The 22104-nt window shown below is 72.5% G+C and carries 11 protein-coding genes; 3 read left to right on the top strand and 8 right to left on the bottom strand.

Going from position 1 to position 22104, the window contains the following annotated elements:
* The first annotated feature begins 259 nt into the window (after positions 1–259).
* Both OG202_RS30305 and OG202_RS30300 read left to right on the top strand, forming a co-directional pair.
* Positions 260–1165, top strand: a complete 906-nt coding sequence (locus tag OG202_RS30305) for an alpha/beta hydrolase (RefSeq protein WP_328223908.1) — start codon at positions 260–262, stop codon at positions 1163–1165.
* A gap of 5 nt (positions 1166–1170) precedes the next feature.
* Positions 1171–3603, top strand: a complete 2433-nt coding sequence (locus OG202_RS30300; protein ID WP_328223907.1) for a glycosyltransferase family 4 protein — start codon at positions 1171–1173, stop codon at positions 3601–3603.
* A gap of 100 nt (positions 3604–3703) precedes the next feature.
* Here OG202_RS30300 and OG202_RS30295 read toward each other — a convergent pair whose 3' ends face one another.
* From OG202_RS30295 to OG202_RS30270, 6 genes are all read right to left on the bottom strand, one after another.
* Positions 3704–5389, bottom strand: coding sequence for a serine/threonine-protein kinase (locus tag OG202_RS30295; protein WP_327728143.1), 1686 nt, complete (start codon positions 5387–5389; stop codon positions 3704–3706).
* A 92-nt stretch (positions 5390–5481) separates the two neighbouring features.
* Positions 5482–7281 (bottom strand): serine/threonine-protein kinase, encoded by a 1800-nt coding sequence (locus OG202_RS30290; protein ID WP_327728144.1) that lies wholly within the window; start codon positions 7279–7281, stop codon positions 5482–5484.
* 225 nt (positions 7282–7506) lie between these two features.
* Positions 7507–9375 (bottom strand): serine/threonine-protein kinase, encoded by a 1869-nt coding sequence (locus OG202_RS30285; protein ID WP_328224740.1) that lies wholly within the window; start codon positions 9373–9375, stop codon positions 7507–7509.
* 257 nt (positions 9376–9632) lie between these two features.
* Positions 9633–12479, bottom strand: coding sequence for a protein kinase domain-containing protein (locus tag OG202_RS30280; protein ID WP_328223906.1), 2847 nt, complete (start codon positions 12477–12479; stop codon positions 9633–9635).
* A gap of 399 nt (positions 12480–12878) precedes the next feature.
* On the bottom strand, positions 12879–15068 hold the full coding sequence (locus OG202_RS30275; RefSeq protein WP_328223905.1) for a serine/threonine-protein kinase: 2190 nt from the start codon (positions 15066–15068) through the stop codon (positions 12879–12881).
* 344 nt (positions 15069–15412) lie between these two features.
* Complete coding sequence (locus tag OG202_RS30270; protein WP_326578503.1) at positions 15413–17119, bottom strand: glycerol-3-phosphate dehydrogenase/oxidase; 1707 nt, start codon at positions 17117–17119, stop codon at positions 15413–15415.
* A gap of 282 nt (positions 17120–17401) precedes the next feature.
* Here OG202_RS30270 and OG202_RS30265 point away from each other — a divergent pair, with 282 nt between their 5' ends.
* Entirely contained in the window at positions 17402–18610 is a 1209-nt protein-coding gene (locus OG202_RS30265) for a nucleotide sugar dehydrogenase (protein ID WP_326578506.1), read from the top strand.
* Positions 18611–19329: 719 nt separating this feature from the next.
* Here OG202_RS30265 and OG202_RS30260 read toward each other — a convergent pair.
* On the bottom strand, positions 19330–20454 hold the full coding sequence (locus OG202_RS30260) for a GuaB3 family IMP dehydrogenase-related protein (RefSeq protein ID WP_326578508.1): 1125 nt from the start codon (positions 20452–20454) through the stop codon (positions 19330–19332).
* A gap of 108 nt (positions 20455–20562) precedes the next feature.
* Positions 20563–22068, bottom strand: coding sequence for an IMP dehydrogenase (gene guaB, locus OG202_RS30255; protein ID WP_326578510.1), 1506 nt, complete (start codon positions 22066–22068; stop codon positions 20563–20565).
* Between the last annotated feature and the right edge of the window lie 36 nt (positions 22069–22104).

Genomic DNA, 22104 nt, shown 5'->3' with positions numbered 1-22104 from the left:
ACCCCCCTTTCCTCATAGCTCATCCACAGGACCGGAGATGTTTGCACAAGTCATCCACAACCCCCGCCAAGCTGTTCAGGCCGGACGCTTCAGGCCAACTCCCTTGCCCGGCTTGACGATTGTTCGAGCGGGCCGCTTATAGTCCGGATTGCTCACGCAAGCAGGCCGTGTGAGCGCCCCCTCACTGTGGACGTTCCGGTCGGATCCCGTGCCCGGGGACAACGTCGCCTGCCGTCATGTCACTTGAAAGCAGGTAGCCGTGCGTCGGCTCTGGGGTTGTCTGGTTCTTTGCGTTGCCGCCATCGCAACCCTCGTCCTTTCGGACACGCGCGACAGCGCGGCGGCCGACCGCAACGAGGCCACGTACTCCTACGGTTCGCACTCCCGGCAGACCCTCGACGCCTACTGGAACACCGCCGGTGAAGAGCGGGACGGGGAACAGCCGGGGGTCGTGATCCTGCACGGCGGCCACTGGTACGAGGACACCGGCTGGGCCACCTGGTCGCGCGCCTTCGCCGACGCCGGTTACGCCGTCTTCGACGTCGACCACCGGCTGAATTTCGACGCTCCCTGGCCGGCCCAGCGAACCGACGCCCTGTCCGCGCTGGACTGGATCCGCGACCACGCCGCCGACTTCGACCTCGCCCCCCACCGGCTGGTACTGCTGGGCTCCTCCTCCGGCGGCCAGATAGCCACCACCGTCGCGACCTACCGCTCCGGCGCCTCCCGCGTCGACGGCGTGGTGGCGCTGTCGCCCGTGAACTCCCCGTACCGCGCCTGGCAGGACGGCAACGACGCCGGTGCAAGCGACAGACAGCGCAAGCTCCGCGACAACGCCGCCATCCTGGCCCGCTGTTACCCGGACCCGGCGGACAACGACACCTCCACGCACCCCGGCTGCCGGGACACCTGGGACGACATGGCCGCCACGAGCCGTGCCTCCGGCGCCGACGACGCCCCCATGTACCTGCTCCACTCCCAGGGCGACTTCGTACCCGTCCGGCACTCGCTCGACCTCGAAGCCGCCGAGGAGACCGACCACAACATGCCACCCAATGGGGTCACGGTGGAGCGGGTGGCCGGTTCCTCGCACGGCGCAGCACTGTTGGACGTGCCGGGGGTGGCCGACCGGGTCCTGTCCTGGATCTCTGAGAGGACGTACTGAGCGTCATGAAGATCACTTTCCTGCTCCACAACGCGTACGCCATCGGTGGCACCGTCCGCTCGACCCTGAACCTGGCCGGGGCCCTGGCGGCCCGTCACGAGGTCGAGGTCGTCTCGGTGTTACGCACCGCGGACCACCCTCCGCTCGGCGTGAGCGGCAAGGTCCGCCTGGTCCCGCTCGTCGACGAACGCCCCGACGCGGAGTCGTACGACGGCGGCCACGAGCTGATGTCCCGGCCCTCCGCCCTCGCCCCGCCCACCGAGGTCCTGGCCCACCGCTACACCGCGCTCACCGACGAACGCCTGCGCGCGTTCCTCGACACGACCGACGCGGACGTCCTCATCGCGACCCGCCCGGCGCTCGTCGTCCTCCTCGCCCAGCACGGCCCGCGCCACGCCGTGCGCATCGGACAGGAACACCTGTCGTACGACAACCACGTGCCCGGCGTGCGCGAGGCGCAGAACGCGGCGATCGGGCGCCTGGACGCGTTCGTCACCGTCTCCGAGCGGGACGCCGCCGACCACCGCCGCCACCTGCCCGGCCTGCGCACCCGGATCACGAACATCGCCAATGCCGCGCCCCGCCCGAAGGGTGAACGCTCCGATCTGCGCGCCCCGTTGGTGGTCACCGCCGGGCGCCTGTTCCCGGTCAAGCGCTACGACCTGCTCATCGAGGCCTTCGCCAAGGTCGTCGCCGAACGCCCCGAGTGGCGGTTACGGATCTACGGCAAGGGCCCCGAGCGCGCGACCCTGCGGGCCACGATCGACACGCTCGGCCTCAACGACCATGTCTTCCTCATGGGCCCGCACGCCACCCTGGAGACCGAGTGGGCGAAGGCCTCCGTCGCCGTGGTCAGCTCCGAGTGGGAGTCCTTCGGCATGACCATCCTGGAGGCCATGCACGCCGGCGTCCCCGTCGTCGCCACCGACTGCCCCCACGGCCCCGGCGAGATCATCACCGACGGTACCGACGGCCTCCTCGTCCCCCCGTCCGACCCGAACGCCCTCGCCACGGGCCTGCTCCGCCTCATCGACGACCCCGACCTGCGCCGCGGCATCGGCACCGCTGCCCACACCACCGTCCGCCGGTACGCGCCCCGCGCGATCGCCGCGGAGTACGAGCGGCTGATCGCGGAACTCCAGGAGGCGCGCACCCCCGCGGCGGTGAAGCTGCGGCGGTGGTTACGGCGAACGATGGGAGCGCTCCTCCCTCGCACTGCGCAGAACACCGGGGCCGCCAGGACCCCGGGGGCTGTGGGGACCCCGGGGACTGCCGGGACTCCGGGGGCTGTGGGGACTCCGGGGGCTGTGGGGACTCAGGGGGCTGCCGGGACTCCGGGGGCTGCCGGGACTCCGGGGGCCGCCGGGACTCCGGGGGCCGCCGGGACTCCGGGGGCCGCCGGGACTCCGGGGACTGCCCGGACTCCGGGGACTGCCGGGGCTGCCCGTACGGGACCGGCGGAAACCACCACCGAATCGGCGGGCCCGAAGGCCGCCGGTGCAGCTGATGCCGCTGCGGCCGGTGCCGCCGCTGCCGCCGCCCAGGCGACGGAACCGGCCGGGGCGACCGCAGCCGGGGCGACCACATCCGACGTGAAGCCGCGCCCCCTGCGCCCGAAAGCCGGCTGTCGGGTCGACGCGCACGGCAGCGTGCGGATCTCGGTCGCCGCGTCCGGCGCATCCGGCACGTCCGGCGCGTCCGACGCGTCCGACGACGGCCTCGCGCTCGTACTGCGCCGACGCCACGGCGACGACGAGGTCCGCGTCCCGCTGGAGCGGGAGAGTCCGGGCGACGCGAAGAGCCCGTGGGCGGCCACGCTGAGCCATGCCGCCCCGGCCCTCGCGGAGGGCCGCTGGGACCTGCACGTCGAGCGGGCCGGGGACGGGGCGCGGCGTCGGCTGCGGGCCGGACTGGTCGAGCAGCGGGGCCTGTTGACCGCCGCGGTCCCGGACGAGGCGCCGGTCGCCTGGTGGATCCCGTACGCGACCAAGGACGGCTACCTCACCCTGCGTACCTTCCACCGCACCGCGCACGCCGAGGTCACCGCACTACCCGTCGGCGACGGCTCGATCGCCGTGGAGGGCGTCCTGCACGGGGCCGCACTCGGCGAGGGCGCGGCGTTGGTGGGCGTCGCCCGGGGCGAGGACGTGGCGGACTTCGAGGCACCGGCGACGAGCACCGAGGGGGGACGCGGATTCCACGCACACCTCACGTCCCTGCCCGACCCCGTCGGCCCGGACAAGGTGATCTGGGACCTGTTCCTGCGCCCCGCGCCCGACGCCGACCCCATCCGCCTCGGACGGCTGTTCGACGACATCGTGGACCGCAAGGACACCGACAAGTACCCGGCCGTCGCCATGACCACACCGAGCGGCGCATCCCCGCGGGCCCGCGTCTTCTTCACCGTCACCAACGACCTGGCCGTCGCCCTCTCCTGACACGCGCGCCTTTCGAACGCGCGCCTCCCGGACGTGCTTCGCCCGGACACGCTCCTCCCGAAAGCGCCTCGCCAGAACGCGCTTCCCGAGAGGCGTCCGTCTACATCGCGTCGATCTTCAGGTTCGCGATGGCCGTACGGGCGATCTCGCGGCCCTGCTCGGTGAAGTGTCCCTTGCCCGGATAGTCGATCCAGAGCCGGTACATGTCGCCGTTGCTCGCCTTGTAGTACAGGACCCGTGCCTCCCGCAGGCGCGGGGCCTGGCTGTCCGTGGTCGTGTACACGATGGTGTTCTCGGCGGCCTCGCGGTCCTCGAACTTCGCCTCCTGCGGGCGCCCCTTCGGCGCGGGGTCGTCGGCGATGTCCAGCGTGTACTCGCCGTCCTTGACCAGCTCCCAGTCGGCGTACGCCTTGTCCAGCGCGACGCCCGGTATCTCGTTCTCCTTGTCGTCCTTCTTGACGTCCCGGTCGACGTTGATCCGGATCAGCCCGCTGGGATCGCTGTACTGCGCGAACGTGCCGTCGGTGTCGTCCGGCTCGAACTCGTCCTTCACGAAGTCCCCGGGCACCCCCACGCTCGCGGCGACCTTCGCCCCGAGGTTCCGCTGCTTCCACCCGTCCGGCAGCGGCCCCGCGAAGGGGTCGGCGATCACCAGGTACGCCGTCACCGCGGCCGCGACGACCACCGCGCCGAGCCCGGCGAGGGTCTTGGCGCCGACCCGGATGCCCTTGCCGTTCCCGGCCGGGGGCGCGGTGATCTGCTGGACCACCTGGGTGGGCGCGGGCGCCGGCGGGTTCGCGGCCGTCTCCAGCAGCTCGCGGACGCGGGCGGCGGTCGGGCGGCGTGCCGGGTCCTTCTGCAGCAGGCCGTTGATGGCCTCGGCGAGCGGACCCGTGGCCGAGGCGGGCGCCGCGGGCGTGGCGTTCAGCACGGACTGCAGCGTCGCCGGCGTGTTGCTGCGCCGGAAGGGCGACACGCCCTCCGTGGCGGCGTAGAGGACGACGCCGAGCGACCAGAGGTCCGACGCGGGGCCGGGCCGCTGGCCCAGCACCCGCTCGGGGGCGATGTACTCGGGCGAGCCGACGAAGCCGCCGGTGTCCGTCAGGTTCGTCTCGCCCTCGATCTGGGCGATGCCGAAGTCGGCGAGGACGACCCTGTCGTGGCGGCCGAGGAGGACGTTGTCCGGCTTGACGTCGCGGTGCAGGATGCCCGCCGCGTGCGCGGCCTCCAGCGCGCCGAGCACGTCGAGGCCGATTCTCGCCGCGTCACGCACCCCGAGGGTGCCCTCCTGGAGCGCGTCGCCCAGCGAACGCCCCCGCACCAGCTCCATCACGATCCACGGCTGACCGTCCACGACCGCCACGTCATGCACGTTCACGACCGACGGATGGTCCAGCCGGGCCGCCGCACGCGCCTCACGACGCATCCGCTCGAAGGCGTTGGCCCGTTCGCGCTCGGGAAGATGGTCCGGTACGCGGGGCTCCTTGACGGCGACCTCGCGATCGACCGTCTCGTCCTTCGCCCGCCACACCGTGCCCATGCCGCCATGGCCGAGCTTGGCGAGCAGCCGGTAACGGCCCTCGATCAACCGCCCGGTGCCGGGGTCCTGCGGGGGCTGCGCCGAGGCCGGTGCCGGTTGCGCCACCACCTGGGTCGGCTGCGCATACGGGTTCCCCGGGTACGGCACACTCGGCTGCGGCGGTTGCAGTCCGAAACTCGTCGGCTCGTCGGGTCCGTAGCCGGGCCCATGGCCGGATCCGTAAGGGGCGCCCCCGTTGCTGCTCATACGTTCATCTGTATCGCGGCGAGCGCTTCGGCATCCACCCCCGTCGCTTTCCGGTCACAGACCCGTGACGCGGAACACCACTTATCTCCGCTTTAGTTACGTACGAACGTGTCCACCGCCACGTCGAAGTACTCCTTCGCCTCGCTCACCTTCCCGACCGGCGCCGACACCCATACGTCGTACAGCCGCCCGTCCTGCTCCCAGCACAGGTCGTACGTGTGCCGGGGCCCCTCCGCCGCGCTGAAGCCGTCCCAGGTGAACTCCCAGAGTGCGGCGGGCCGCCCGTCGTGCGTGGTCTCGGTGACCCGGCCGTCGCGGTAGCCCGGGTTCGTGGAGGCACCCTTCTCGTGGGCGCGCCGCATGACCCCGGCCGGGCCGCCCTCCGCCGGGTCGTCGAGCTTGACGCCGATCCGGATCACCTGCCCCGGCGACATGAAGAAGACCCGCTCCCCCTGCGGCTCCCGCGTGAAGTCGTCCGGCACGGCGAGGCTGAAGCCCCGCTCGTCCTCGGCCAGCCGGTACCCCGAGGGCACGGTCGGCGCGGTGGCCGCCCGTGAGCGCGTGACAGTGGGCGTGACGTCGGCCGACGTACCGGCGGAGGCGCCACCCGACGCGCCGGACACCCCCGAAGCACCCGAAACACCCGAAGCACTCGGCGTGCCCGCCGTACTCGACGTGCCCGCCGTGCCCGACTCGCCCGCCGTACTCGACGACCCCGGCGTGTGCGGTGCCGAAGTGCTCGGCGTGCCGCCCCCGCCGCCCCCCTCCCGCATCAGCAGCGCCGCCGCCGACACGCCCGCCCCGGCCATCGCCGCCACCAGCGCGGCCGCGACCAGCACGCTCCGGGGGGAGTGCGGCTGCCGCTGCTGCGCGGGCTGCTCCCGCGAGGCAGCCTCCGGACCGGACGCGGGCGGCCCCGGCTGCCCGGTGCCCGGCGCGTCCTGGGCGGCGGCCGAGGCAGCGGCCGCACGCTGCGCGTCCCGGCCCATGCGCGGCACATCGCGTCGGGTCGGCGTGTACCCGGGCGACGTCCTCGCGCTCTTCGTCGTCCTCGGTGTCCGGCCGGTCTCCCGGAAGGCCCGCAGCAGCCGCTCCGCCTCCGCCGCGTCGAGCCGCCGGTCCGGATCACGCTCCAGCAGCCCCCGTACGACGGGAAGCAGCGGCGCGGCCTGCGCGGGCGGCCGGATCTCGTCGACGACGACCGCGTGCAGGATCCCGCCCAACGAGTCCCGCCGGAACGGCGATTCACCGCTCAGCACGGCACACAGCAACGCACCCAGCGACCACAGGTCGGACTCCGGCCCGGTGCGGGTCCCGGACATCCGCTCCGGCGCGGTGTACTCGGGCGAGCCGACGAAGGACCCGCTCTCGGTGAGCGTGGTCGCGCCGGCGACCTGGGCGATGCCGAAGTCGGTGAGGACGACCCGGTCGGTGCCGGTCTCCATCAGCACGTTGGCGGGCTTGAGATCGCGGTGCAGCACCCCGGCGTCGTGCGCCCGGCGCAGCGCGCCCAGCAGATCGATCCCGATCCGCGCGGCCTCTCGCGCGTCGAGCGGCCCCTGGGCCGCGATCCGCTCGGCGAGCGAATCTCCGTCGATCAACTCCATGACGATGTAAGGACGTTCGTCCTGCTCGACGACATCGTGCACGACGATGATGTGCGGATGACTCAGCCCGGCGACCGCCCGCGCCTCCCGCAGGGTGCGCTCGCGCCGCTGCCGGGACCGCTCCTCCGGGAGCGAGTCGTCGAGGGCCAGCTCCTTGACCGCCACCCGCCGACCGAGGAGCTGGTCGGTGGCACGCCACACGATCCCCATCCCGCCGCGGCCGATCCTGGCCTCCAGCAGGTAACGACCCGCTATGACACGGACGTTCTCCCCCTCGGTCCCCATACGCCCCATCATGCCGCACCGGACCGGAACCCTCCGGTGCCGTGTGAGGGCCTGGCTGACAAGCGACGTACGCCCGTCCCGTGAGCAACTCATGAGCAGCTCATGAGCGACTCGCGAGCGCCGTGCGGGAGGATCACGGGTGGGGCCTGCGTGCGGCGGCCACGAGGGAGCCGGTATGCGGGGCGGAGAGGTTCCTCGCCCCCCGCGGGGTGACTCGTCGCCGACTCACCTCGGCGCCGGCCGCCAGCTGCGCAGCACCGCGTAGAACTGCTCCTCCGCCGTGTCCCAGTCCGCCGCCGGCGAGGACATGTAGATCGTGTACTCGACGCCGTCCCGGGAGAGATACATCTGCTCGATCGCCCGGCGCGGCCCGGGGAACTCCGTGTCCTTCGCCGGCGCGGTCCAGGTGAAGTCCCACAGCGCGCCGGGCCGGTCGCGGTAGATGTTCTCCTCCAGGCTCACCCGCCGGTACTCGGGCCGCACCTTCACCTGCTCCTCCAGATCGATCTGGTGGTGGTACGGGCTGTCGAAGTCCGGCGAGTCGTCCACGGCGACCCGGAGGAAGTGCTCACCGTCGTCGGGCGTGTAGTCGATCTGCGTCCCCTCCACCTCCCGCTTCCACCCCTTGGGCAGGGCGAGGCTGAAACCCGCCGGGTCCTCGACCCGTTCCCACCCTTCGGGCACCCCGTCGGCCGCCGGCTGATCCCCGTCCCCCGTCCCGTCCGACCCATCCGTCCCGGCCGTGGCGGAGCCGCTCCCCGCACGCCACTCGTCCGCGTAGTGCTTCGCGACGGCACCGCCCCCGCCGACCAGAGCGGCCAGCAACAGGACGAGCGCGACCGTACGGCCCCGGCCGCGCCGCCGGGCGGTGGGCGCGGCGGGGGCAGACCCATAGCCGGTGGCCATCGCCGCGACCGGGGTGCCGGAGCCACCGAGGGCGGCGTACCCGTGTCCCCCGGCGGAGGCAGCGGCCGAGGCGGGATGCCCCGGCACCTGCACGCCTCCGCCGTACGCACCCGGCGCACCGTGCGCGCCCTCTACGCCGTACGAACCCTCTACGCCGTACGCGCCCTCTCCACCTGGCACGCCCCCGGCCCCACGCCCGTCCCGCGCCCCCGGTGCGCCCGCCACTCCCTGGGCTTCCCGGGCTCCCTGGGCTCCCCGGGCGTCTCCACCACCCCGACCATCCGCACCACCGGGCCCCTCAGCACCATCGACACCGGGCCCCGGACCCCCCGGCTGCTGCTGGGTGGCCACATACGCCTGCGCGACCCGTGGCCGCCGCCCCTCCGCCGCCTCGGCGAGCATCTGCTCGGCCTCGTCGGGACCTGGCCGTACGGCGGGATCCTTGCACAGCAGCGCGGTGATGACGGGCCCCAACGGCCCGGCGGCCACCGGTTCGGCGGCCTCCTCGCTCACCACGGCCTGCATGGTGGTGAGCGGTGTGGTGCGCCGGAACGGCGACTTGCCCTCCACCGCCGTGTACAGCGTGGCGCCCAGCGACCACAGGTCGGAGGAGGGCCCGGGCTCGTTCCCGCGCACCCGCTCGGGGGCTATGTAGTCGACGGAACCGACGATCTCGCCGGTCCGGGTGATGGTCGTGTCGCCCTCGACCTGCGCGATGCCGAAGTCGGTCAGCATGACCCTGCCGTCCTCGGCGAGCAGGACGTTCCCCGGCTTCACATCGCGGTGCAGTACGCCCGCCTGGTGGGCGGCCCGCAGCGCGCGCAGCACCCACATCCCGATCCGTGCCGCCTCGCGGGCCTCGACCCGCCCCCGCTCCCTGACCGCGTCGGCCAGCGAGACGCCCTCGACCAACTCCATGACGATCCACGGCCGGTTGTCGTGCTCCAGCACGTCGTGCACGGTGACGACGGCCGAGTGGTTGATCCGTGCCGCCGCGCGCGCCTCCGCCCGGGTCCGCCGCAGCAGGATGGCCTGCTCGCTCTCCGAGACATAGAGCGCGGCCGTCAACTCCTTGACCGCGACGGCCCGGTGCAGCACCTCGTCGTGCGCACGCCAGACCCGTCCCATGCCACCGCTGCCGATCGTGTCGACGAGCCGGTAGCGCTCCGCGAGGAGCAGCCCCTGCATCTGATTCACGTTGCCCCGCAATGTTCTTGACAGGGTCACATTAGGGAGCGGCCCGCAACCCGGGGAACCGGCCGGGCCGCACAGAGACAGCACTGTGACGGTTCTCGCTTCCGCGAACGGAGCGCAGCCTTCCGCCGCCGGGCCGGCGAAGCACCCCTCCGACGGCCCGAAGCACCCCTCCGACCGCGCCGACCGCTCGGCCGGTGCCGCCCCGACCGCTCGCCCGGACAGCCGCTACCCGGTCACCCGGACAGCCGCTAACCGGTCGCCTTGTACGTGTCCGCCGCCTGCTCGTACAGCCGCGTGATCTCATCCCGCTCCGCCTCCGGCCCACGCACCTGCACCACGTGGTACCGCCCGTCGAGAAGGATCACGAGGTTCCGTACGAAGACGCCGCGCCCCTGGGAGTCCTGCCACGTGAACTGCCCCTCGGCCGAGGTCACCCCGCCCACCTCGATCAGCCGCATCCCGGTGGAGGTGGCCCAGGACGAGTCGCGGAAGGGCTGCAACTCGCGCTCGTCCTCCCGCTGGTACTTCAGCGGATCGCTGCCGTAGGTCGCCGTGCTGTCCCGCCCGGGGACGAGGAGCAGCTCGAAGTCGCCCTGGGAGTACACGATCTGACCGCGCCCGTTCTTGGCGCCGCGGTCCCACCCGTCGGCGACGGCGACCTGGAACCCCTCGGGGTCCTTGCGCAGGGTGAACCCCTGGGCGACCTCGGGGTCGCCGGTCTGCGTCTGCGTCGACCCGGACGACTCCGACGGCGTCGGGCTCGCCCCGCTCTGGCCCTCCTCGCCGCCGTCGGGCGAGTTCGAGTTCTGGTCGGGCCGGGGCTCACTGCTCGCGTCCGGCGCCGAACCGGACTGCCCGGCACTGTCGGTACGGCTGCCCGTGTCGCCACCCTCGCTGCTCGGCGTGGCCTTCGGCATGAACACCATGGCGTACGTGACCGCCGCGGCCAACGCGAGCAGGATCAGCAGAAGCAGGTTCCGGCCCAGCTTGCGGGGCTGTTGCGGCCGCTCCTGCCGGGTGCGCTTGTGGCGGGCGTGCGCGCTGGTCGCGGGCAGCCCGGCCCGGCGCCTGCGGACGAGCTCGCCCCGCCGCCGTATGATCGGCAGCCGGCTCGCGTCCACGGGCGGCGCCGGGACGACATGCGTACCGGCCTCGGGCTCGGGCGCCGACCGCACCAGGGAGCGCAGCCAGCCGCGCAGTTCCTCGAAGTCCAGCCGGTCAGTGGGGTCCTGACGCAGCAGCGACTCCACGACCGGCCGCAACGGCCCGCACTCCTCGGCGAACGCGGGCGGCTCCGCGCACACCATCTGCACCAGCTCGGCGGTGTTCTCCTCCGGGTACGGCCCATGTCCCTGCACGGCCCGGAACAGCAGCGCCCCGAGCGCCCACAGATCCGTCGCCGGCCCGATCGGGGCCGCCAACTGCCAGTTCTCGTGCACCGGTCCGGCCTGCTCCGGCGCCCACCGCTCGGTGACCGGCCCCACCACGGCCATCCGCGCCTGCCGCGCCCGCTCCGCCGCGAGCGCCGTCGCGGGACCCCGGCGGGGCCCTGCACCGGCGCCGTCCCAGGGAGCCGCGTCCGCCACCCCGGTGGGGTAGGAGGCGCCCCGGTCCTGGACGGAGTCGGGACGCGCGCCGCCGCCGTACGCCGGGTTGTCGTGGGTCCCGGTGTCGTACCCGGGGTTGCCGTACCCGGGGGCGAGACGCGAGGCGGGCCCCGGTGTCGGGTGGGCGCCGGTGTCGCCGCCGTCGAAGGTGGCGTCGTCCCGACCGCCGGTGCCGGGCGCGTCGCCGAGCGGACCGCCGCCGTACGGCGAGGAGTTGCCGGGCGTCGAGGTCCCCTGGCCCGAGCCGCCGGGTGGGGCCGTCCCGCCGCGCGGCAGCGCGCCGTGCCAGGCACTCGTGGCGCCGCCGTCGGCGAGGACACCGTAGGGGTCGGCGATCTGGCCGAGCGGCACCGGACGCGTCCCCGCGCCGGACGTCGGGTCGCCGTCCCGCCCCGCCCCCGGCCTCGCCGTACCGTCCTGCGGCGCCGGCCGCTGCGCGGGCAGTCCCGCGCCCGGCCCGCCCTGGTGGTCGTCCTGCACCCGGGCCGCGGCCCGCGCTCCCGCCCGGTACGCCGCGATCGCGCCCGCCCGAGCCGCCCGGGCGTCCCCGCCGGCCTCCAGCGCGCGCCGGCCCCCGGAGGGGTCCGTGCCCGGAGCCGCCGCGCTGCCCGCCCGAGCCTCTATCGCGGCCCGCCGAGCCGCTTCGGGGTCCGCGACCGCGCCACCGGGCCCTGCGCCGCGGGAGCCGCCGAGCGTGCCGCCGCCGGTGCCCCCGGGCAGGGCGCCCCTGGACGCCGACGCCCCGCGCGCCCCGGGAACACCACCGGGCGGCACCGGGTCATGGCGCCGGCCCCGCGCTCCGCCGCCGGGCCCCACGGCAGGCGCTCCCGCGCCGCCACCGGGTGCCTCGGGCGGCCTGTCCTCGAACTCCCGCACGGGCACCGGGTCGTACCCGCACAACGCCTCTTCCGCCGCCCCGGCCGCCAGCCCGGTCAGCATCACCCGGCCGTCGTCGCAGACCAGCACCGTACGGGCGGTGATGTTCCGGTGGACCCAGCCGTGGGCGTGCAGCGCTCGCAGCGCGGTGAGCACGTCGGAGGCGACCTCGGCCGCGCGGTACGGGGTCAGCGGCTGCTCCGTGAGCAGCGCCTCCAGCGTCCGTGCGGACACCAGTTCGCTCACTATCCACAGCGAGCCGCCCTCGGCGAACACGTCGAAGACCTGGTCGAGCCGCGGATGGTCGGGGATCTGCGCGGCGGCCTGCGCCGCCTCGATGGCCCGCCGTACGGCCGGGTCCGCGGACCGGCCTGTGGCCCGCGCCGCGCTCCGGCGCCCCGCGCCGTCCCGCGCCACATACCCCTCGGGCAGCCCGTCCGCGTCGAGCACCTCCGCCTCGACGACCTCGGGCAACGGCACCTGCCGTACCAGGACTTCCTGCCCGCTGTAGGTGTCGAAGGCCCGGATCTCGGCGGCGAGTTCGTACTCGTCGGAGGGCGGCAGCGGCAGGCGATAGCGGTCGGCGAGTACTCGCCCCGCGTATTCGTCCACGATGCCCTCCCCCGGCCGCCCGGTTGTCAATTCCGCTCGCCCCGCGGCCCGTTCCGTTCTGGATGCGTACGATCCGCAGCCCTTCACGATACGTGCCGGAGGCAACTCACATTGACTCGATGCGATATCTCGTTCGTCTCGAATGCGCTCGAACGCATCCGATCTTCCCCTGAAGCCCCGTCCCCGAACTCACCCGGCGGGCAGAACTCCCGAAGCCGAGCTCACGTCGAGGGGCCTCACCTCGACATGAGCCCCCGCACGCCCCCGCGGTGCACCCGAGCTGAGGCACGAAACCGCACACAGCAGCAGCCTCGAACGCACCGGCGCACAACACCCCGCCCCCACGCGCTCCTGCGCACACCCGTCACGGACGGGGCTCGGGGGCGGGGCGCCGTCGCCTCACGACTTGGGCTTGAACGTCTTCGTGAACGTCCGCCACGTGTCCTTGCGCAGCTCACCGCTCCACTGCGACGCCTTCGCGGTGTACATCAGCGCGTATCCCTGCTGGGAGTCGACGACGAATCCACGGTCGATGGACCGGTTCTTCGTGCCGCTCTCCATATAGGTGAACTCCCAGTCGGCCGCGTTCCAGCCTCGGTAGTCCACCGCCTCTATTCGAATCCGCTTGTACTGCGAGCGCGTCATGTACCGCTCTTGGTTCTTCCAGTCCGCGACCGGGTCGTTCTTCGGCGTGGTCGTCCAGCCGACGAGCAGCCGCTGCCCGTCGGGGCCGGAGAACCGGGCACCCGCGGCGTCGGTGGACTGGTACTTCCACCCGTCGGGCAGCCCGATCGAGAACCCCTGCCCGCTCTTGTACGTCTCGGTCGCGATGTCCCCCGAGCCGGAGCCGGCACCGCTCACCGACCCGCTCGACCCGCCCGAAGGGCTCGGCGAACCGCCCCCGGAACCGCTCGAAGCGTCGGTCTCCCGCGCCTTGTCACCGTCCGGACCGGGGTCGGACCCGTCGGCCTTGTCCTTGTCCGCGTCCGTGTCCGCGTCCTTGTTTTCGGCGTCGCTCCCCGACGCCGACCCGCTGGACGTGGACGCCTTGGTGTCGGCGCCCTTGCTGTTGGTCGAACTGTTGTCGTCGCCACCGAGGGTGAGCGCCAGGACGGTCCCGATGACGGCCAGCACCACGGCCACCGCGATGACGGCCAGCGTCCGCCGCGACACCACGTCCGTGATCGGCGCCCTGGGCACCGGCCGCGGCGGCAGATCCGGCGGCGGCATCTCGGGCCACCCGGAAGTCCGCCCCGCCGACGCGGAGTTGCCCGCGCCCGCACCGCCACCGGCGCCACGCGTCCCGGCCGCCGACTTGCCCGCGGCCTGCGCCGAGTCACCCCCGGCCTTCGCGGTACCGGCACCCGACGACACCCCGACGGATGCGGACCGCGTCGTCACGGCCGCCCGGGGCGCGGGCGGAGACGCGGCGCCTGCCCCCGCACCACGGGAAGCCGCACCCGCTCCACCGGAGGTACCGCCCGAGGTACCACCGGACGCGCCCCGCGCGACACCGGTGCCGGTGCCGGCACCCGCCCCGGCAGCCGTGGTTCCGGCACCCGCCCCGGCCGCCCCCTTCCGCATGGACCACCGAGGCGCACGCGGACGCTGGCCACCGCCTTCCTCGGCACCGGCCCCGGCTCCGCCGGAACCGCCCTTCTTCGGCCGCTCCTCCGGCACCCGCGGCAGCGGCACGACCCGCGTCGCGTCCACCGGGTCGACGTCCTTCGGATCGGGCGCGTGGATCACCGTGTTGAGCAGCGCCCGCGCACCGGCGTCGTCGAGCCGCCGCTCGGGGTCCTTGGTGAGCAGCCCGAAGATGACGTCCTTCAGGTTCCCGGCGCGCTTGGGCTCCGGCACCGGCTCGGTCATCACCGCGGTCAGCGTCGCTATGGCCGACCCCTTGTCGTAGGGCGGCACCCCCTCGACCGCCGCGTAGAGCAGGCCGCCGAGCGACCAGAGGTCGGCAGCGGGGCCGGGCTTGTGCCCGCGGGCCCGCTCCGGCGAGATGTACGAGGGCGCGCCCACGAGCATGCCGGTCGAGGTGATGGAGGGGTCGCCCTCGACCTGTGCGATACCGAAGTCGGTGAGGACGACCCGCCCGTCGTGCTTGTCGATGAGCACGTTCGACGGCTTCACGTCCCGGTGCAGGATGCCCTCGCGGTGCGCGGCCCGCAGCACGTCCAGGATGGCGAGCCCCACCTCGGCGGCCCGCCTCGGTTCGAGGACGCCGTCCTCCCGGATGACCTCGGCGAGCGACTTGCCCTCGACGAGTTCCATCACGATCCACGGCCGGTCGTCCTCGTGGACGACGTCGAACACCGTCACCGCGGCGTTGTTACGGATCCGCGCGATCGCCTTGGCCTCACGCAGGGTGCGCGTGATCAGCCGGCGCTTCTCGTCCGCGTCGATGCTCGACGGGAACCTCAGCTCCTTGACGGCGACCGTACGGCCCAACGTCTCGTCCTCGGCACGCCACACCGTGCCCATGCCGCCGCGACCGAGCACCCCTCCCAGCCGGTACCGCCCGGCGAGGAGACGTGCGTCCTTGTCCTGACGGGATTCCCCAGCCCGCTCCGCCTCCGACATGCGTCCCCTCATACAACCCGCCCTGACAGAGCCTCCATTGTCACCCACCCGCCCAGCGCCCCACGCCCTGGGCCCCCCTCAACCAGCCACCCCGCCTCCAAGCCCCTCACCGCATCCGCCCACACTTCACAACCAGGGCGCGACAGCAGCCCACTTGGGCGGGGCCCGCACGTGACGCCGGCCCACCCCAGCCAGCCCGTCCGGCGGTTGAGGACGAGCCCGAAGGGCGACAGCGGGGGTCTCGGGGCGCAGCTCCCAGGGACGGGAGGGACAGGGGCGGCGGGGGCGAGAACAAACACCCGCCGCACCCGGCAGCCGCACACACGCCCCCGCCCCCGCCCCGCCTACAACGGAACTATGTCCGGCGCCCCCAGCCGAGCCGCATCCGCCGTCAGGTCGTCCGGCTGCCGCTGCGACTCCCGCTCCGCCTCCACCCTCTTCTCATAGTGCTGAACCTCCCGCTCGATCTGGTCCTTGTCCCACCCGAGCACCGGAGCCATCAACTCCGCCGCCTCCCGCGCACTCCGCGTCCCCCGGTCGAACGTCTCGATGGAGATCCGCGTCCGCCGGGTGAGGACGTCGTCGAGATGCCGCGCCCCCTCGTGCGAGGCGGCATACACCACCTCGGCCCGCAGATAGTCGTCGGCCGCCTGCAACGGCTCCCCCATCGACGGTTCGGACGCGATCAGATCGAGCACCTCCTCGGCCGCCGACCCGTACCGGTTCAGCAGGTGCTCCACCCGGACCACATGCAGACCGGTACTGGCCGCGATCCGCGCCCGCGCGTTCCACAGGGCCCGGTACCCCTCCGCCCCGAGCAACGGCACATCCTCGGTGACACACTCCGCGACCCGCTGATCCAGCCCGTGCACGGCCGCGTCCACGGCGTCCTTGGCCATGACCCGATAGGTCGTGTACTTGCCGCCGGCCACGACGACCAGTCCCGGCACCGGATGCGCGACGATGTGCTCCCGCGAGAGCTTGCTCGTGGCGTCCGACTCCCCGGCGAGCAACGGCCGCAGCCCGGCATAGACGCCCTGCACGTCATCCCTGGTCAGCGGCACCGCAAGCACCGAGTTCACATGCTCCAGCAGATAGTCGATGTCCGCGCTGGACGCCGCCGGATGCGCCTTGTCGAGGTCCCAGCCGGTGTCCGTCGTCCCCACGATCCAGTGCCGCCCCCAGGGGATCACGAACAGCACGGACTTCTCGGTCCGCAGGATCAGCCCGGTCGTGGAGTGGATCCGGTCCTTGGGTACGACCAGATGGATGCCTTTGGACGCCCGCACATGGAACTGTCCCCGCTCACCCACCATCGCCTGGGTGTCGTCGGTCCACACCCCGGTGGCGTTCACCACCTGCCGAGCGCGGATCTCGTACTCCCCGCCGCCCTCGACGTCCTGCACCTTGGCCCCGACCACCCGCTCGCCCTCACGCAGGAACCCGGTCACCCGCGCCCGGTTGGCGGCCTTCGCCCCGTACGACGCGGCCGTGCGCACCATCGTCGCCACATAGCGGGCGTCGTCCATCTGGGCGTCGTAGTACTGCAAGGCCCCGACCAGCGCGTCCTTCTTCAGACAGGGCGCGATGCGCAGGGCGTGGCGGCGGGTCAGATGACGATGCAGCGGCAGGCCCCGGCCATGCCCGCGCGCCATCGACATCCCGTCGTACAACGCGACGCCCGAGCCCGCGTACCACCGCTCCCAGCCCTTGTGCTGCAGGGGATAGAGGAACGGCACGGGCTTCACCAGATGGGGGGCCAGGCGCTCCAGCAGCAGCCCGCGCTCCTTCAACGCCTCCCGTACGAGGGCGAAGTCGAGCATCTCCAGATAGCGCAGACCGCCGTGGACCAGTTTGCTGGACCGACTGGAGGTACCCGACGCCCAGTCACGCGCCTCGACCAGACCCGTGGAGAGGCCGCGTGTCACGGCGTCCAGGGCCGTGCCCGCACCGACCACGCCACCACCCACGACCAGTACATCCAGCTCGCGCTCGGCCATACCCGCCAGTGACTCGGCGCGTTGCGCCGGTCCCAGTGCCGCTGTCCTCACCGCTGCCTCCCGCTGTCGGTCGCGCTGGCCTCACCTGTCCATGCCCGTCAGGCAAGACCCGGCTCACATCCCCCTGCCCAAAATTCTGACCGCGTTGCCCGACTTCGGCCACCACCAGCCCCGAGCCTGTGGATAACTCCGCAGGACGCGCACAGAAAAACAACCCCCCAATCCCGCATATCGGTCATATTTACTCCTAGTGTGACATTGCGCTCGCTCATCCAGTCCACCGGGCTTGCGCGCCTGTCCCGCTTCGGTTATTGGGAAGGACGGCCACACGCCATGCCCGCAGATCTCGCCGTCATCGGACTCGGCCAATTGGGGCTGCCGCTGGCCCAGGCCGCCGTCGCAGCCGGCATCCCCACGCTCGGTTACCGCACCGGCCCCGACTCCGGCTCCCTCACCCCCGGCGAACTGCGCCGCATGCTCGCCCGCGGCTTCAAGCCCACCACCAGCCCCGCCGAACTCGGCCGCGTCCGTACGGCGGTCATCTGCGCCCCGACGTCCCTGGGCGCCGACGGCTCGCTCGACCTCACCCAGGTCGAGGAGGCCGCCCGCACCCTGGCCGCGCGGCTGCGCCCGCACACCACGGTCATCCTTGAGTCCCCGGTCCCCCCGGGCACGACCGAGGAGCTTCTCCGCCCGCTCCTCGAAGAGGGCTCCGGCCTGCGCGCGGGCCGCGACTTCCACGTCGCCTACTCCCCCGCCCGCGTCGACCCGGGCAACCGCGACTTCCGCCCCGCCAACACCCCCAAGGTGATCGGCGGCCTCACCTCCGCCTGCACGGAATCAGCGGCCGCCTTCTACGGACGCCTCACCGACAAGGTGGTCCGCGCGCGCGGCCTGCGCGAGGCGGAGACGGTCCACCTCCTGGAGACCAACTACCGCCACGTCAACATCGCCCTGGTCAACGAGATGGCCGGCCTCTGCAACGACCTCGGCGTCGACCTGTGGGACGTCATCCGCTGTGCCGAGACCAAGCCCTTCGGCTTCCAGGCCTTCCGCCCCGGCCCCGGCGTGGGTGGCCACGCCCTCCCCCAGGACCTGTCGGGCCACGCCCCCCGCTCGCTGCGTATGGTCGAACTGGCCCAGCGGGTCAACAACCGCATGCCCCAGTACGTCGTCCAGCGCGCCGCCACCCTCCTCAACGAGCACGGCAAGTCGGCCCGGGGCGCCCGCGTCCTCCTCCTCGGCGTCACCTACAAGCCCGACCTCCCCGACCAACAGGGCACCCCCGCCGACGAGATCGCCCGCCGCCTCATCGAACTCGGCGCCCACGTCAGCTACCACGACCCCCACGTCCCCACCTGGAGCGTCCTCGACCGCCCCATCCCCCGGGCCGACTCCCTCTACGAGGCCACCGCCGACGCCGACCTGACGATCCTCCTCCAGCAGCACCGCACCTACGACCTCCAGGGCCTGTCGGTGAAGGCCCAGCTGCTGCTGGACACCCGGGGGGCCACACCCACGGGGGCGGCGCACAGGTTGTGAAAGGGGCGCTCGAAGCAGCCCGGGCTTCCGGGACTGGTGGCAGTCGGCGTCCCGCGTCAGTACCGTACGGAAACAGGTGGAGCCCGCCGCAGCAGGCACTGCGATGAGCTCCAGGTTGATTCACGGAGTGTCCGCCCCTAGTTCTCGTGGGGGCGGCCGCTCACCAACTGAAAAGCCGCAAGATCCACCTCCTCCGGCACCGGGCCGCCCCACAGCGAATCCGGTACCGTACAAAAAAAGGTGGAGCCCGCCGCAGAGGGCACTGCGACGAGCTCCAGGTTGGTTCACGGAGTGTCCGCCCCTAGTTCCTATGGGGGCGGCCGCTCACCAACCGAAAAGCCGCAAGATCCACCTCCTCCGGCACTGCACCGTCCGAAGACGGAGTCGGTCCCAGCGGGTGGGCTTGCGGTGACGTCCCATGGGCGCCCCCTTCCACGACGCCGCCGATAGCCCGGTAGGCGGTCCGTTGGAATTCGGGCCGGGCCCCGAGGGCGGGGTCCGGACCATGTCCTTGGAAGGGGGCTCCCAGAAGAACCTGGGGCGCCGGACACGAACGCTATCGCCCGGCTACGCCCGTTCGGCCCACATTCATCCCGAACGCAACCACGCGCCCCCATCCACAACTCACGCCCCCACCAGCCCACTTGGGCACACGAAAGGGGCCCGGTCGCCCTCAGGCAACCGAGCCCCCCACCGCTCAAGCCGAGCGCGGCGTCATCTCACCGCTTGTGCTGCGAGTCCGCCACCGTCACCTCGACGCGCTGGAACTCCTTCAGCTCGCTGTAGCCGGTCGTGGCCATCGCCCGCCGCAGCGCACCGAAGAGGTTCATGGAGCCGTCGGGCGTGTGCGAGGGCCCGGTGAGGACCTCCTCGATGGTGCCGACGGTGCCGAGGTCGACCTTCTTGCCTCGCGGCAGCTCCTCGTTCACCGCCTCCATGCCCCAGTGGTTGCCCTTGCCGGGCGCGTCCGTGGCGCGGGCCAGCGGGGAGCCCATCATGACCGCGTCGGCACCGCAGGCGATCGCCTTGGGGATGTCGCCGGACCAGCCGACACCGCCGTCGGCGATGACGTGCACGTAGCGGCCGCCGGACTCGTCCATGTAGTCGCGGCGGGCGGCGGCGACGTCGGCCACCGCCGTCGCCATCGGGACCTGGATGCCGAGCACGTTGCGCGTGGTGTGCGCCGCGCCGCCGCCGAAGCCGACGAGGACGCCCGCCGCGCCGGAGCGCATCAGGTGCAGGGCGGCCGTGTACGTGGCGCAGCCGCCCACGATCACCGGGACGTCCAGCTCGTAGATGAACTGCTTCAGGTTCAGCGGCTCGTGCGAGCCGGAGACGTGCTCCGCCGACACGGTCGTCCCGCGGATGACGAAGAGGTCGACGCCCGCGTCCACGACGGCCTTGGAGAACTGGGCCGTGCGCTGCGGGGAGAGCGCGGCGGCGGTGACCACACCGGAGTCGCGCACCTCCTTGATGCGCTGCCCGATCAGCTCCTCCTTGATGGGAGCCGCGTAGATCTCCTGGAGGCGGCGGGTCGCGGCCTCGTCGGGCATCCCGGTGATCTCGTCGAGCAGCGGCTGCGGGTCCTCGTACCGCGTCCACAGGCCTTCGAGGTTCAGGACGCCGACGCCGCCCAGCTCGCCGATACGGATCGCGGTGGCCGGGGAGACGACCGAGTCCATGGGGGCGGCCAGGAAGGGCAGCTCGAAGCGGTAGGCGTCGATCTGCCAGGCGATCGAGACCTCCTTCGGGTCCCGCGTACGGCGGCTGGGGACGACGGCGATGTCGTCGAAGGCGTACGCCCGGCGGCCGCGCTTGCCGCGCCCGATCTCGATCTCAGTCACGTCTGTGGCCTTTCCCTGATGCGTTCAGCGTCTACCAGTATCGCCGACGGGCACGACGAGGGCGGCCCCGGAGTCTCCGGGACCGCCTTCGATCGAGCAGCCTGGTGACTACTTACGGCTGTAGTTCGGTGCCTCGACCGTCATCTGGATGTCGTGCGGGTGGCTCTCCTTGAGGCCCGCCGAGGTGATCCGGACGAAACGGCCGTTGGCCTGGAGGTCCGGGACGGTCCGGCCGCCGACGTAGAACATCGACTGGCGCAGACCGCCGACCAGCTGGTGGACGACCGAGGAGAGCGGGCCCCGGTAGGGCACCTGGCCCTCGATGCCCTCGGGGACGAGCTGCTCGTCGGAGGCGACGCCCTCCTGGAAGTAGCGGTCCTTGGAGAACGACTTGCGGTCGCCGCGGGACTGCATGGCCCCCAGCGAGCCCATGCCGCGATACGACTTGAACTGCTTGCCGTTGATGAACATCAGCTCACCCGGCGACTCGGCGCAGCCCGCGAGCAGCGAGCCCAGCATCACCGTGTCGGCGCCCGCGACCAGGGCCTTGGCGATGTCGCCGGAGTACTGCAGGCCGCCGTCGCCGATGACCGGGATCCCGGCCTCCTTGGCGGCGAGGGAGGCCTCGTAGATGGCGGTGACCTGGGGGACGCCGATGCCGGCGACGACGCGGGTCGTACAGATGGAGCCGGGGCCGACGCCGACCTTGATGCCGTCCACACCGGCGTCGATGAGGGCCTGGGCGCCGTCCTTGGTGGCGATGTTGCCGCCGATGACGTCGACGCCCGCCGAGTTCGACTTGATCTTGGCGACCATGTCGCCGACCAGGCGGGAGTGGCCGTGGGCGGTGTCGACGACGATGAAGTCGACGCCGACCTCGATGAGGGCCTGTGCGCGCTCGAACGCGTCACCGGCGACACCGACGGCCGCGCCGACGAGGAGCCGGCCCTCGCCGTCCTTCGCCGCGTTCGGGTACTTCTCGGCCTTCACGAAGTCCTTGACCGTGATCAGGCCCTTGAGGATGCCCGAGTCGTCGACCAGCGGAAGCTTCTCGATCTTGTGCTTGCGCAGCAGCTCCATGGCCTCGACGCCGGAGATGCCGACCTTGCCGGTGACCAGCGGCATCGGCGTCATGACCTCGCGGACCTGGCGCGAGCGGTCCGACTCGAAGGCCATGTCACGGTTGGTGACGATGCCCAGCAGCTTCTTGTTGCCGTCGGTGACGGGCACACCGCTGATGCGGAACTTGGCGCACAGCGCGTCGGCCTCGCCGAGCGTGGCGTCCGGGTGCACGGTGATCGGGTCGGCGACCATGCCGGACTCGGAGCGCTTCACCAGGTCGACCTGGTTGGCCTGGTCCTCGATGGAGAGGTTGCGGTGCAGCACGCCGACGCCGCCCTGGCGGGCCATGGCGATGGCCATGCGGGACTCGGTGACCTTGTCCATCGCGGCCGAGAGGAGCGGGATGTTCACCCGCACGTTCCTGGAGACGTACGAGGCGGTGTCGATCTCGTCGGGCGCCATGTCCGACGAGCCCGGCAGCAGCAGCACGTCGTCGTAGGTCAGCCCGAGCGTCGCGAATTTCTCGGGCACTCCGTCGACGTTGGCAGTCATGACACCTTCCCCAAATGGCCTTGATCGGTGCGGATG

Origin of the sequence: Streptomyces sp. NBC_00310 (assembly GCF_036208085.1) — a bacterium.
Classification (GTDB): domain Bacteria; phylum Actinomycetota; class Actinomycetes; order Streptomycetales; family Streptomycetaceae; genus Streptomyces.
The sequence above is the reverse complement of the archived record's forward strand: the minus strand, read 5'-3'. Positions and strand labels throughout refer to the sequence as shown.

Excerpts from the sequence above, each read along its gene's own strand:
- OG202_RS30300 (WP_328223907.1), top strand. The coding sequence starts at position 1,171 with ATGAAGATCACTTTCCTGCTCCACAACGCGTACGCCATCGGTGGCACC.
- OG202_RS30265 (WP_326578506.1), top strand. The coding sequence starts at position 17,402 with ATGCCCGCAGATCTCGCCGTCATCGGACTCGGCCAATTGGGGCTGCCG.
- OG202_RS30285 (WP_328224740.1), bottom strand. The coding sequence starts at position 9,375 with ATGCAGGGGCTGCTCCTCGCGGAGCGCTACCGGCTCGTCGACACGATC.
- OG202_RS30290 (WP_327728144.1), bottom strand. The coding sequence starts at position 7,281 with ATGGGGACCGAGGGGGAGAACGTCCGTGTCATAGCGGGTCGTTACCTG.
- guaB (WP_326578510.1), bottom strand. The coding sequence starts at position 22,068 with ATGACTGCCAACGTCGACGGAGTGCCCGAGAAATTCGCGACGCTCGGG.
- OG202_RS30295 (WP_327728143.1), bottom strand. The coding sequence starts at position 5,389 with ATGAGCAGCAACGGGGGCGCCCCTTACGGATCCGGCCATGGGCCCGGC.
- OG202_RS30275 (WP_328223905.1), bottom strand. The coding sequence starts at position 15,068 with ATGTCGGAGGCGGAGCGGGCTGGGGAATCCCGTCAGGACAAGGACGCA.